1 protein-coding gene and 1 pseudogene are annotated in these 537 nt (G+C 62.0%); one reads left to right on the top strand and one right to left on the bottom strand.

Annotated elements, in window-relative coordinates:
* A partial coding sequence (locus EN994_RS34565; protein ID WP_164746581.1) for a GlsB/YeaQ/YmgE family stress response membrane protein occupies window positions 1-200 on the top strand: 200 nt, incomplete at its 5' end.
* A 132-nt stretch (window positions 201-332) separates the two neighbouring features.
* Here EN994_RS34565 and EN994_RS34560 read toward each other — a convergent pair.
* Window positions 333-537 (bottom strand): annotated as a pseudogene (locus EN994_RS34560) (EamA/RhaT family transporter); the annotation flags it as partial.

Raw genomic sequence — 537 nt, 5'->3', positions numbered from 1 at the left:
TCGTCAACAAGACCGGCCAGGGTGTCATAATGGATATCGTGCTGGGCATCGTCGGCGCCATTGTCGGCGGGCTGATCTTCAGTGCCTTCGGCGCATCAGGCGTCACCGGTCTCAACATCTACAGCCTGATCGTTGCCGTCATCGGGGCGGTGGTTGTTCTGTGGGCCTACCATCAGTTCAGCGCAAGGCGGACGCTTTAGGCGCCTGCGGATCGTCTGAGGTTTCGAGTTTCTGAAGGCAAGACCGGCTTCAGGCCGGTATGCCCGGCTGTGGCTTGCCTATGGCATCGGGGCGGCGAAAACAAAGATCGGCGTTCCCGCAATGAAACGAGGCTAGGCGACGACGGCCAACCGGCGCTGGCGCTGATCCAGCGACACGATGGTCAGCCCGCTGCCGACGACCAGCAGGATGCCACAGACCGCCAGTGTGTTGGGGAATTGCCCGAACACCAGCAGGCCCGAAATGACCGCCCAGACGGTGAAGCAATAGTAGAACGGCGCCACGGCGCTGGTCGGTCCGACGCGATAGGCCATGAAG

It is taken from the genome of Mesorhizobium sp. M7A.F.Ca.CA.002.09.1.1, from assembly GCF_003998555.1.
Classification (GTDB): domain Bacteria; phylum Pseudomonadota; class Alphaproteobacteria; order Rhizobiales; family Rhizobiaceae; genus Mesorhizobium; species Mesorhizobium ciceri.
The sequence above is the reverse complement of the archived record's forward strand: the minus strand, read 5'-3'. Positions and strand labels throughout refer to the sequence as shown.